Raw genomic sequence first — 12154 nt, 5'->3', positions numbered from 1 at the left:
CACTACAGCGCCAGCGTGAGCGCGGCGCTGCCGGCGGCGGGAACGGTGGAGCACAGCAGCACCTGGCCGGGGGCGACATCGGCGCTGCACTGGCGGGTGTATTCGACCTCGCCGGAGATCAGGCCGACCGCGCAGGCGCCGCACTGGCCTGAGCGGCAGCTCGCCTCGGCCGCGACGCCTTTGGATTCGGCCAGCGCCAGCAGGCTGGCCGCGCTGCCGTCCCACATCGCCGACACGCCCGATTGCGCAAACTGCACCGGCACATGCTGCGCCGATCCGGCACGCCGGGCCACGCTGGTGGCCGGTGTAGCGTCGCGCCGCACGCTGGCCGGGCCGAAGGCTTCGAAGCGTATGCGTTCGTCGGCGATGTTCAGGCCGCGCAGGCCGTCGTACATCTGCTGCATGAACGCGGCCGGGCCGCACAGGTAGAAATCGTAATCGTCGAACGGCAGCTGCGTCTTCAGCCAATCGAGGTCGATACGGCCGCTGCTGGCCTGCCAATTGACGATGTCGCTGGCCGCGCCGTCGTCGCCGCTATAGCGTATGTGGACATTCAGGTTGCGGTGGCCCGCCGCCATCGTCTGCAGGTGCTCGGCAAACGGTTGCTCGTCGCGGTTGCGGGCGCCGTGGAAGAAATGGATGGCGTGCCGGTGGCGCGTGCGGCTGCCGTTCACCAACAGCCCGTTCAGCATGGCGATCATCGGCGTGATGCCTATGCCGGCCGACAGCAGCACAGCCGGGCGCCGCGTGCCGCGCTCGAAAACAAAATCGCCGCCAGGCCCCAGCAGCTCGACGCGTGCGCCCGGCGCCAGATGGTCGTGCAGCCAGCCGGAGACCGCGCCGTCGCGCTTGACGCTGATGCGGTAACGGCGGCCGTTCGGCGCGTCGGACAACGTGTAGCTGCGGATGCGCGCGGCGGCAGAGCCAGCGCTGGCACCGCCTCCCGCCGCCGCCGCTTCGGCTTCAGCATCGGCGGGCACTCGCAGCGAAATAAACTGCCCCGGCACATGCGCGGCGACACCCAATCCATCTGCCGGCTCCAGATAGAACGATTGCACGCTGGCGCTTTCGCGCACCACTTCGGTGACGGTGTACGGACGCCATGTGCTGGTCAGCGCGGCCGCTTGTTGCGCGCGGTCGGCCTCCTCCCAGCTGCCGGTGCGCGCCACCTGCGCGGCGGGCTTAGGTTCGCTCCAGCGGAACGGCAGCGCGCCGACGTTGCGCACCACTTCGCGCACATGAAAGCGCAGCAGCTGCTCGGCGCCGGCGAAGGCCCGCAGTTGCGGCCCCTCCCAGATAATCTCCGCCTCCACCGCCACATGCAGCATATCGCCGCGCTCGAAGTCAATGAACAGCAAGCCCGCACGCGGATGGCCAAGCAGATTGCCCAACGTGTTGAAGAAGAAGTTGCCGACGAATTCCGGCGACGTCAGCGTGCGCTCGTCGTCCACGCGCACGAAGCCGGGCCGTCCGCCGCGATGCGAGACATCGACGCCCTGCCCGCGCCCCGCCTGCGCATCCAGATTGGCGCTGGCGATAAAGAATGTATCGGCACGGGCGATCAGCGCCTGGTCCTCCGCACTGAGCGCCGCAGCGCGCCGCACCTGCACGGTGGGCGCGCTCGCCACCGGCGTCTGCACGCGATCCTGGATGTACTGCGGGCAGTTGCCAAAGCTCTGCGACACCGCGACCCGCATGCCGCCCGCATCCATCGCCGCGATCATACCGTTGACGCGGTTGCGCCGCCGCGTGGTCGGCACCAGCCCCAGTCCGCCCAGATGAGCGCCCACACGCAACTGGCCCTGCAACGGATCGCCGGCCAGCATGCCGCCGGCGATGTGCAGCGTGCGCGCATCGGGCGTCGTGATGAAGCCCGCGTCGTTGACCAGCATGGTCGCCCAAGGTTGCCCCGCCTCGTCCAGCGCGCCGATGAAGAACAGCGGCAGCTCGCCGAAGAACTGGCGATGCTGGTCCGGCATATAGTCGCGCACACCGGCAGCGCCTGCGCCGGCCATCTGCTCGCGCACGCCCACGCGCTGCTGGATCGCCAGCTCGCCGGCGTGGAAGGGAGAGGCGTCCATGGGCGGCCCCTCGCCTAAGCCGCTTCAGGCGCCACGCCGGCCTGCGTGGCCGGCATCGCTACGAACCCCGGCAGCGCGCGCACATTGGCCAGCCAGCTGCGGATGTTCGGATACGGCTTGAGCGACACACCGCCTTCCGGCGCATGCTCGATGTAGCTGAAGGCCGCGATGTCGGCGATGCTGGCGTGCTCGCCCAGCACGTAGCGGCGGCCGGCCAGCTCGCGCTCCAGCACGTCGAACAGCCGCGTGGAGATCTCCTTGGCCCGCTCATGGTCCAGCGGCGCGCCGAACACCGTCACCAGCCGCGCCGCGCACGGGCCGTAGGCGATCTTGCCGGACGCCGTCGACAGCCATTGCTGTACCCGCGCCGCCGCCACCGGCTCGCGCGGCAGCCAGCGGCCGCTGTCGTCGTAGCGCGAGGCCAGGTAGACCAGGATCGCGGTCGAATCGGCCAGCGTCAGCTCGCCATCCTCCAGCACCGGCACTTCGCCAAACGGGTTGCGCGCCAGATGCTCGGGCGAGCGGTTCTGGCGGGCCCGCATGTCGATCTCGACAAACTCGTAAGGCAGGTTCAGCAGGCTGAGGAACAGCCGTACGCGGTGGGTGTGGCCGGAAAGAGTGGCGCCGTAGAGTTTCATAGTGGTGGTTTCCGTCAAAGTGGAGAGATGGTCCAGTATAGGCAGCCCTCATCGTGCTGATAAGCTGGACAAAAACAGAATCTCAGTTCACCCTAAGTGGACAATCACTACCCCAGCCACGCCATGGTCGAATTAAACAACGTCAACCTGAACCGCCTGATTACCTTTGTCGCCGTCGTCGACGCCGGCTCGCTGACGGCCGCAGCCGAGCGCCTGGGGCTGGCCAAGTCCATGGTCAGCAAGCACATGCAGCTGCTGGAGGCCGAGGTGGGTGTCGGCCTGCTGCTGCGCTCCACCCGCAAGCTGGCGCTGACCGAGGCCGGCCGCGCCTTCTACGACGCCAGCCGCCAGCTGCTGCAACAGGCCGAGCAAGCCATCGAACAGGCCCGCAGCAGCCGCGACATCCCGCAAGGCACGCTGCGGGTGGCGTCGCCGATCGATTACGGTGTGATGGTGGTGGCGCCGCTGCTGTCGCAATTGCGGGCGCGCTATCCGGCGCTGAAGGTGGAGCTGGTCTGCGGCGACGGCCTGATCGACCTGATCGCCGAAGGCATCGACGTCACCGTCCGGCTGGGCAAGCTGGCCGATTCCGGCTACATGGCCGCGCGCGTGGGGCGGCTGCGGCGCTGGCTGGTGGCCAGCCCCGCCTTCGTCGCCCGCCACGGCATGCCGGACGGGCCGGAAGCGCTGGCCGCCCTGCCCTACATCGCGCTGACGGTGCTGCAGCAGCCGAACAGCTTCACGCTGGAGCACGCGGACGGCCGGCAGCACGCGGTACGCATGCTCAACACCGTCTTCGCCACCAACACCGCCACCGTCTGCCGCGCCGCCGCGCTGGCCGGCGACGGCGTGCTGCGGGCCACCGAGTTTTCGGTGCGGGAGGATCTGGCGGCCGGGCGCCTGGTGCGGCTGCTGCCGGCATGGACGCTGCCGGAAAGCGACATCCACGCGGTCTTCCCCGCCTCGCCGCACCTGCCGCAGAAAGTGCGGGTGTTTATCGATGCGCTGAAGCTGGCCGCCGGCGACTGATCATCGCCGCGCCGACACCACGATGCCGGCCACGATCAGCGCGAACGCCGCCGCATGGTAGCCGTGCGGCGCCTCGCCCAGGAAGGCCGACGACAGCACGGCCGTGAACAAGGGCGTCAGGTTGACGAAGAAGGCGCCGATCGACGGCCCGGCCGCCTGCACGCCCTCGCCCCAGCAGCGGAAGGCGATCACCGCCGGCCCCACCGCCACGTACAGCAGCGCCGCCGCCAGCGTCCAGCTCCATTGCACCGGCGCCGCGCCCAGCGCCTGCTCGCCCAGCGCGAAGCCGCCCGAGCACAGCACGCCGAACGCCACCTGCGCCAGCAGGAAGCCTGCCCAGTCGGCGCGCAGCGCGGCCGGTTCGCGCACCCGCATCAGCAGCCAGCTGTAGAACGACCAGGCGATGGTGGCCAGTATCATGAACAGGTCGCCCGCCACCAGCCGCAGTTCCAGCACGTGGCGCCATTCGCCGCGCGCCAGCACCAGCAGCACGCCGGCGATCGACAGCGCGGCGCCGGCCACCTGGCGCCGGCTGACCGGCACGCCGAAGAACAGCCAGCCGGTCAGCATCATCCACACCGGCATGCCGGAGGCGACCAGCGTGACGTTGATCGGCGTCGAGGTTTGCAGCGCCATGTATTGCAGCGTGTTGTACAGACCGATGCCGAACAGGCCCAGCAGCGCGTACTGCTTCCAGTGGCGCCACAGGCCGGCCTCGCGCCGGAACACCGGCCCGGCCAGCGGCCACAGCAACACGAACGCGATCGCCCAGCGCAACAGGTTCAACAGCACCGGCGGCAGCTGGTCGTGCACCAGCCGGCCGACGATCGAGTTGCCGGCCCACAGCAGCGGCGGCAGGGTCAGCAGGAATACGGTGCGGGGCGTCAGACGGGTGCTCATCGGGTATTTTTACGTGGAAACTATGCAATATTGCAACTTGAGCATAGCCGATTCCGCCATTTCCCGCTGGCGGCGAGCGATAGCATTAGCGCCCAGCCGCCGCGGCGCGGTAAAATACCCGTTGCTGATCCACCCACTTAGAAAATATGAAACTCTCTAAACAACATTCGATGTACGAATCCGAGCACACCCTGTTCATCAAGGCGCTGAAGGAAAAGAACCCGGGCATGGAAGCTGGCCAGCAACAAGGCCGCGCACTGCTTTGGGATCGTCCGCCGGTATCGCTGGATGAGCAGGAGCGCCAGCTGAAATCGGCCATCAAGCAACAAGCTTACGTCTACCAGAACAAGGTCTAAGCACCCCCGGGGCGGCAAGCATGTTGCCAGACGATATGGCTGAAGTCCAGCCGCCAGCAGCCGACGGCGTCCTCGCCGAGGCAGCGGCACAGCCATCGCCCGAGGCGGCGGAGCTGGCCACGGCGGCCGCTGCGGTCGAGGCGGTGGCCGTCACCACCGAGGTGGCCGCCCTCGCCCGCCTGTACGGCGAGCCGCTGCTCAAGCTGCCCAACGATCTGTACATCCCGCCCGACGCGCTGGAAATCTTCCTCGAAGCCTTCGAAGGCCCGCTGGACTTGCTGCTCTACCTGATCCGCAAGCAAAACTTCAACATCCTCGACATCCCGATGGCGCAGCTGACGCTGCAATACCTGAAATATGTCGACCAGATCCGCCTGTCCAACCTGGAACTGGCCGCCGAGTACCTGCTGATGGCGGCCATGCTGATCGAGATTAAATCGCGCATGCTGCTGCCGCAGCGCCAGTCCGAGCTCGACATCGAGAGCGACGACCCGCGCGCCGAGCTGGTGCGCCGTCTGCTGGAGTACGAGCAGATCAAGCTGGCCGCCTACGACCTGAACACGATCCCGCAGCTGGACCGCGACTTCGTCCGCACCCAGATCTTCATCGAGCAAAGCCTGGTGCCGACCTGGCCGGACGTGGAGCCGATCGACTTGCAGCAAGCCTGGCTGGACGTGCTCAAGCGCGCCAAGCTGACCCAGCACCACAAGATCAGCCGCGAGGAACTGTCGGTGCGCGAGCACATGACCGGCATCCTGCGCCGCCTGCAATCGAGCCGCTTCGTCGAGTTCGCCGACCTGTTCGACGGCGCCGGCGGCGTGCCGGTGGTGGTGGTGAACTTTGTCGCGCTGCTGGAGCTGGCCAAGGAAACGCTGATCGAAATTACCCAGGCCGAACCGTTTGCGCCCATTTACGTGCGGCTGGCCTACTCGCCCGCCTGACGGCAGGCGCCCCTGAATTCCCATTACGCTCATAGCGACCATGTCATGAAAATCGTCACCTCCATAGAAGAACTGCGCGACCAACTCAGCGGCCAACTGCGCACCGCTTTCGTCCCGACCATGGGCAATCTGCACGAGGGCCACCTGTCCCTGATGCGCCTGGCGCGCAAGCACGGCGACCCGGTGGTGGCGTCGATCTTCGTCAACCGCCTGCAGTTCGGCCCGAACGAGGATTTCGACAAATACCCGCGCACCTTCCAGGCCGACGTCGAGAAGCTGGAGAAGGAAGGCGTGTATGTGCTGTTCGCGCCGACCGAGAAGGATTTGTACCCGGAGCCGCAGGAATTCCGCGTGCGTCCGCCGGACGACCTGGGCAACACGCTGGAGGGCGAGTTCCGCCCGGGCTTCTTCACCGGCGTGACCACGGTGGTGCTCAAGCTGTTCTCCTGCGTGCAGCCGCGCGTGGCCGTGTTCGGCAAGAAGGATTACCAGCAGCTGATGATCGTGCGTAACATGAGCCGCCAGTTCGCGCTGCCGACCGAGATCATCGCCGCCGAAACCTACCGCGCCGACGACGGCCTGGCGCTGTCGTCGCGCAATATGTACTTGTCGCCGGCCGAGCGCGCCGAAGCGCCGGCCCTGTACCAGAGCCTGAACTCGGTCGCGGCCGAAGTGCGCTCCGGCCATCTGGACATCTTCCAGCTGGAGCACAAGGCGATGGACGATCTGGCCCAGCGCGGCTGGAAGCCGGACTACATCTCGATCCGCAAGCGCATCGACCTGCAACCGCCAAGCGCCGGCGATTTGGCGCAAGGCACGCCGCTGGTGGTGCTGGCCGCCGCCAAGCTGGGCTCGACGCGTTTGATCGACAATCTGGAAATTTAAGGCTGTGCTTTAACGCCGCGCCTGGGCCGCTGCGCCCGGGCCGCGGCAATCGAACCGCCGGAGACGGCTCAGGCGGCGACGTTTTGCGCCCAGGCCAGCGCGGACAGGTGGGCCTGGTTGACGTCTTCCGGGCTCAGCTTGAGGGAGGCGGCCAGCGAGGCCACCAGGTCGGAATTGAGTTCGCAAGCCTCGGCCAGCGCCAGATACGGCCCGTACTTGCCGCTGCGCGTCAGCAGCGCCGCCACCACGTCGTCGGACAGCTGGATGTTGGCCAGCACTTCCTGCATGCTGATGCCCAGCAGCCGGTCCAGCAGCGAGAACATGCCCGCCACGAAGACGTTTTCCGCCTCGCTCTTGCCCAGCGCACCGACCGCCAGCAGCTCGGCCAGGCGGCCGCGCACCACCGCCGTCTCCAGCAGCACCGGCGAATAGCCCGACGTGCTGGCCGTGGCCAGCAGCAAGGTCAGCCAGCGGTACAGCGGCGTGTAGCCCAGCAGGGTCAGCGCCTGGCGCAGCGACTGGATCTCGCGCCCGGCGCCGAAACCGGCCGAGTTGATGAAGCGCAGCAGCTTGTACGACAGCGTGGCGTCGCGCTTGAGCACCGCCTCCAGCTGGACGATGTCGGCGTTCTGCCGCACCATCTGCATCAGCTGCATGATGATGGCCTGGGCCGGATTCAAGCCCTTGCTGTCGGTGCTGGGACGGGGCGTCAGGTGCAGCTTGCCGACGAAGGCGTTCAGCCCCAGCGCGGCGCAGGCGTCGAAGTCGGCCCAGTTGCTGACCGGCCGCGCCACCATGCCCACTGCCGACTGCTTCAACGCGGCATAGGCGCGCGCCTGGGTGCCGACGTCGGCGCCGGAAAAGCGCACTTCAACATAGGAGGCAATGGTCGGCAGGCGGTTGCCGATGCGGGCCAGGTCGGCCTCGCGCAGCAGGATGCCGACGCCACCGGCGCGCAGCGCCTGCACGGCCGCCAGCGTGTCGGGACGGGCCAGTTCGGAAGTCTTGATCGAGAGGACGGTGCGTTCCGGCGGCAACTGATGCAAGGCATCGGTCGACAGCATGGCAGGCACCGCTTCGAGGAAAAGGATTTTGTCGCGCAGCGCCCAGTTGCCGTCGGCATCCAGCACCTGGCCGGCGACGAAGGCGACCAGCGCCTCCAGCTCGGCGGGCGAGGACGGCGCCGCGCCCTGCCGCTGCCAGCAGATCTCATACCCAACCACCCGCTGCTTGGGATCCAGCAGCGGCTCACGAACGAGAAAATTGGTCTGATGCATGATGCTCGTATGGGAGGAGGCCCGCGGCGAACGGGCCGATACAGATCAGAAGCCCAGACTATCCAGCAAGTCGTCCACCTGCTCCTGGTCAGCCACCACGTTCTCGCGGGTCGGATCGATCTGCGGTCCGTTCAGCAAGCCGTTGTCGATTTCCTTCTTCATCTGTTCAGGCGCAAAGTCGATCAGCATCTGCACCAGCTGCTTTTCAAGGTTTTGCGCGATCGAGGTGACTTTCTTGATCACTTGCCCGGTCAGATCCTGGAAGTCCTGCGCCATCATGATGTCCATCAGATGCGCCTTGGTCTGCGAGGTGCCGGCCGTGGCGCCTTCCAGCGCGGCGATGGTCTGCTGCGCCAGCGCGCGCCATTGCGCGTCGGAAGCGTCGCCGGCCAGCAAGCCGTTCCAGGAAGCGCTCAGCTGCTTGGCGTCGCCGGCGATCTGGTCCTGCAAGGGACTGGCGGCGTCGGTGGCGTTCAACACTTTCTGCGCCGCGTCTTCGCTGAGCCGCGCCACATAATCAAGGCGGTCACGGGCGTCGGGGATGTCCGAAGCCGCCTTCTCTATCAATTTATCCAGCCCCAGGCCACGCAGGCTTTCATGCAAGGCCCGCGTCATGTGGCCGATACGCGACAAAAACTCCTCATTCGGCTCCACCGCAGTGCCTGCGATGGCGCCGTTTTGTTGCTCAACCATCATCAAGCTCCGAGTTTCTCGAAGATCTTGTTCAGTTTTTCATCCAGCGTTGCAGCGGTGAAGGGCTTGACCACGTAGCCATTGGCGCCGGCCTGGGCCGCCGCGATGATGTTTTCCTTCTTGGCTTCTGCCGTCACCATCAATACCGGCAGCTTGGCCAGCGCAGGATCGGCACGAATGTTTTGCAACATCGTCAAGCCGTCCATGTTCGGCATGTTCCAGTCGGACACGACGAAGTCGAACGATTCGGCACGCAGCTTCGCCAGCGCCATCACGCCGTCCTCTGCCTCGTCGACATTGGCATAACCCAGTTCCTTCAACAGATTCCGGACAATGCGGCGCATCGTCGAAAAATCGTCAACGACTAAAAATTTCATCTTTGGATCAGCCATGAATTACTCCGTTGTTTCTCTACGCGGTTGTTAATAGTGTCTACAATTGCCAGCAAGTTGTAGGATAGCATTTTCGTTGCTTTAAGGCGAACAAAGTAGCAGTAAAACGTCACACTTGACGATTTAAAGCGGATTTGCTCCCGTCATACGCGCAATGCGCGCATGCCGTGGGCCGCCAGATAGCCCAGCACCATGCCCGGCAGCGCCTGCAAGGCCCCCACTTCGTGGGCGGCGCCGACCGCGATCGCCTCGCGCGGCATGCCGAACACCACGCAACTGGCCTCGTCCTGGGCAAAATTATACGCGCCGGCGCCCTTCATCTCCAGCATGCCGGCCGCGCCATCCTTGCCCATGCCGGTCAGGATAACCCCAACCGCGTTTTTACCGGCGCACTGCGCGGCCGAACGGAACAGCACGTCGACCGACGGCCGGTGGCGGTTGACCGGCTCGGCCTGGTCGATCTTGGTCATGTAGTTGGCGCCGCTGCGGGTCAGGTACAGGTGCGAGTGGCCGGGGGCGATGTAGGCGTGGCCCGGCAGCACCCGCTCGTTGCCGGCCGCTTCCTGCACCGAGATCTTGCACAGCGAATCGAGGCGCTTGGCGAAGGAGCGCGTAAAGCCTTCCGGCATGTGCTGGGTGATCAGGATGCCCGGACAGTCGGACGGCATCTGCATCAGGAATTCGCGGATCGCCTCGGTGCCGCCGGTGGAGGCGCCGATGATGATCAGTTTTTCCGACGAGGTCAGCGGATTGCGCAGCTGCGGCAACGGCGCCTGGCCTTCGGCGCCCGGCTGCGGCAGGGTGCGGGCGCGCACGCGCGCCTTGGAGGCAGCGCGGATCTTGTCGGTGATCAGGTCGGTGTACTCGCGCATGCCGGCCTGGATCGAGATCTTCGGCTTGGTGACGAAGTCGACCGCGCCCAGTTCCAGCGCGCGCATGGTGATCTCGGAGCCGCGCTCGGTCAGCGAAGACACCATCACCACCGGCATCGGTCGCAGGCGCATCAGTTTTTCCAGGAAATCCAGGCCGTCCATTTTCGGCATCTCGACGTCCAGCGTCAGCACGTCGGGGTTGGTTTGCTTGATCAGCTCGCGCGCGACCAGCGGGTCGGGGGCGACGCCCACCACTTCCATGTCGGGCTGGCTGTTGATAATCTCGCTCATCACGCTGCGGATCAGCGCGGAATCGTCGACGATCAGGACTTTGATCTTCATAAAAAGCTACTTTCCGGGCAAAAGGCCCCACTACTTACATTAAAACAGATCGATATCGCCACCCACCGGCGCTTTCTTCAGACGGCTGGCGTACTCGATTTCGCGCTTGGCCAGCGTGTCGTTATGGGTCTGCATCAGTTTCTTGACCAGCACCTTGCCGGTGCGCGGGAAGAAGTACACCTTGCGCGGGTGGATGTCGTTCAAGTCTTCGGCCACCACGCGGATTTTCTCGACCTTGAGGAAGTTCAGCACGAAGGCCGCGTTGCGTTCGCCGACGTTGATGGCGGTGAAGCCTTTCAATACGGCGCCGCCGCCGAACACCTTGGCTTCCATGTTCTCGCGCTTGGCGCCGGCCTTGAGCAGGTCGTTGATCAGGATCTCCATCGCGTAGGTGCCGTAACGGGCCGAGGCCGACACCGGGCTGCCGTTGTCGCCGCCGCCGTCGGGCAGCATGAAGTGGTTCATGCCGCCCAGGCCGGTCACGCGGTCGCGGATGCAGGCCGACACGCAGGAGCCGAGCACCGTCACGATCAACATATCCTTGTTGGTGAAGTAGTACTCGCCCGGCAGTATCTTGGCGGCTTCGCAGTCGAACGTTCTATCGTAATAAACGTTCGTGGCAAATTGTTCGAGGTCCATGTTTTACTCTCATGTGCGTTGCGATGCTTTTTGGGCAGCGCCACGGTGTTGTTCGTCCAGCTCATACACCGTCTTGCCGCGTAGTTTGAGCGACTCCGACACGTAGAGGAAATTCTCCGAATGGCCCGCAAACAGCAGGGCGTCCGGTTTCATCAATGGGACAAAGCGGGACAGGATTTTACGCTGTGTGGCTTTGTCAAAGTAAATCATGACGTTACGGCAAAAGATCACGTCGAACTGGCCGCTGATCGGCCAGCCGTCGGCCAGCAGGTTGAGCTGCTTGAAGGTGATCATATTGCGCAGCTCGGGCCGCACGCGGGCCATGCCTTCGCGGTCGCCCTTGCCTTTCAGGAAGAAGCGGCGCGAGCGCTCGGGCGACATCTTGTCCAGCCGGTCCATCGAATAGACGCCGTTGGCGGCCGTGGCCAGCACATTGGTGTCGATGTCGGTGGCGATGATGTGGCAGTTGGGCGTGAGCGTGTTGAACGCTTCGCACACGGTCATGGCGATCGAATACGGTTCTTCGCCGGTCGAGCTGGCCGAGCACCAGATGGTGATCGGTTCGCGCTTGTGCTTGATGTGCTCGGCCAACAAGGGGAAATGGTGGGCTTCGCGGAAGAACGAGGTCAGGTTGGTGGTCAGCGCGTTGGTGAACGACTCCCATTCCTCGCCCAGGCGGCCGGCCTCCAGATCGTCCAGGTACTTGGCGAAGGAGGCGATGCCGGTGGCGCGCAAACGCCGCGCCAGGCGGCTGTACACCATCTCTTGCTTGCTGTCGGCCAGCGAGATGCCGGCCCGTTTGTAGATCAGGCCGCGGACGCGTTCGAAGTCCTTGGCGTTGAAATCAAACTCTTTGACGGTGTCTTTGGTTTGCGGCATATGTTAAACCTCTTATCTGTAACTACTAACAATGCCCGCGTCGCCGTCATTCCCGCGCAGGCGGGAATCCATGCTGAGTATGGGTTCCCGCCTGCGCGGGAACGACGAGCCGACGTTTAGAACTCTTCCCATTCATCGCCGGCGGCCGGGGCCGAGCTCAGCTTCTTGGGCGCGGCCGGCTTGGCGGCTGCCGCCGCCGGGCGCGCGGCCACGGCCGGGGCGCGCTGGGC

General features: G+C 65.4%; 13 protein-coding genes. 4 read left to right on the top strand and 9 right to left on the bottom strand.

What is annotated here, in order from left to right:
- Positions 1–2 precede the first annotated feature (2 nt).
- Both GEV02_RS28535 and GEV02_RS28530 read right to left on the bottom strand, forming a co-directional pair.
- Positions 3–2081: a 2Fe-2S iron-sulfur cluster-binding protein gene (locus GEV02_RS28535; RefSeq protein ID WP_152841247.1), complete on the bottom strand. Its 2079-nt coding sequence runs from the start codon at positions 2079–2081 to the stop codon at positions 3–5.
- Positions 2082–2095: 14 nt separating this feature from the next.
- Complete coding sequence (locus tag GEV02_RS28530) at positions 2096–2719, bottom strand: glutathione S-transferase family protein (RefSeq protein WP_152841246.1); 624 nt, start codon at positions 2717–2719, stop codon at positions 2096–2098.
- Positions 2720–2842: 123 nt separating this feature from the next.
- On the opposite strand from GEV02_RS28530, the gene GEV02_RS28525 reads away from it, so the two are divergent.
- Positions 2843–3748: a LysR family transcriptional regulator gene (locus GEV02_RS28525; RefSeq protein ID WP_152841245.1), complete on the top strand. Its 906-nt coding sequence runs from the start codon at positions 2843–2845 to the stop codon at positions 3746–3748.
- Here the strand turns inward: GEV02_RS28525 and GEV02_RS28520 are convergent, their stop codons facing one another.
- Positions 3749–4648, bottom strand: a complete 900-nt coding sequence (locus tag GEV02_RS28520; RefSeq protein ID WP_152841244.1) for a DMT family transporter — start codon at positions 4646–4648, stop codon at positions 3749–3751.
- A gap of 146 nt (positions 4649–4794) precedes the next feature.
- On the opposite strand from GEV02_RS28520, the gene GEV02_RS28515 reads away from it, so the two are divergent.
- From GEV02_RS28515 to panC, 3 genes are read left to right on the top strand one after another with little or no spacing between them, the layout of a single operon-like run.
- Positions 4795–5004, top strand: coding sequence for a DUF3460 family protein (locus GEV02_RS28515; protein ID WP_008450053.1), 210 nt, complete (start codon positions 4795–4797; stop codon positions 5002–5004).
- Positions 5005–5024: 20 nt separating this feature from the next.
- Positions 5025–5945 carry a segregation and condensation protein A gene (locus tag GEV02_RS28510; protein WP_235923009.1) on the top strand — a complete coding sequence of 307 codons (921 nt, stop codon included), beginning with the start codon at positions 5025–5027 and terminating at the stop codon, positions 5943–5945.
- Positions 5946–5990: 45 nt separating this feature from the next.
- Positions 5991–6830, top strand: coding sequence for a pantoate--beta-alanine ligase (panC, locus tag GEV02_RS28505; protein WP_070361329.1), 840 nt, complete (start codon positions 5991–5993; stop codon positions 6828–6830).
- A 68-nt stretch (positions 6831–6898) separates the two neighbouring features.
- On the opposite strand, the gene GEV02_RS28500 is transcribed toward panC, so the two are convergent.
- From GEV02_RS28500 to GEV02_RS28475, 6 genes are all read right to left on the bottom strand, one after another.
- A complete protein-coding gene (locus GEV02_RS28500; protein WP_152841243.1) occupies positions 6899–8107 on the bottom strand; it encodes an EAL and HDOD domain-containing protein in 1209 nt (402 codons plus the stop codon).
- Positions 8108–8152: 45 nt separating this feature from the next.
- Complete coding sequence (gene cheZ, locus GEV02_RS28495; RefSeq protein ID WP_408014866.1) at positions 8153–8800, bottom strand: protein phosphatase CheZ; 648 nt, start codon at positions 8798–8800, stop codon at positions 8153–8155.
- Positions 8801–8802: 2 nt separating this feature from the next.
- Complete coding sequence (gene cheY / locus GEV02_RS28490) at positions 8803–9192, bottom strand: chemotaxis response regulator CheY (protein ID WP_008450066.1); 390 nt, start codon at positions 9190–9192, stop codon at positions 8803–8805.
- 143 nt (positions 9193–9335) lie between these two features.
- Positions 9336–10406, bottom strand: coding sequence for a protein-glutamate methylesterase/protein-glutamine glutaminase (locus GEV02_RS28485; RefSeq protein ID WP_008450068.1), 1071 nt, complete (start codon positions 10404–10406; stop codon positions 9336–9338).
- A gap of 39 nt (positions 10407–10445) precedes the next feature.
- Positions 10446–11045 carry a chemoreceptor glutamine deamidase CheD gene (cheD, locus tag GEV02_RS28480; protein WP_008450069.1) on the bottom strand — a complete coding sequence of 200 codons (600 nt, stop codon included), beginning with the start codon at positions 11043–11045 and terminating at the stop codon, positions 10446–10448.
- A gap of 9 nt (positions 11046–11054) precedes the next feature.
- Positions 11055–11924: a CheR family methyltransferase gene (locus GEV02_RS28475; RefSeq protein WP_008450071.1), complete on the bottom strand. Its 870-nt coding sequence runs from the start codon at positions 11922–11924 to the stop codon at positions 11055–11057.
- Positions 11925–12154 lie beyond the last annotated feature (230 nt).

The organism is Rugamonas aquatica, from assembly GCF_009380215.1.
GTDB lineage: Bacteria > Pseudomonadota > Gammaproteobacteria > Burkholderiales > Burkholderiaceae_D > Rugamonas > Rugamonas aquatica_B.
This window is presented reverse-complemented; position numbering and strand designations above follow the sequence as displayed.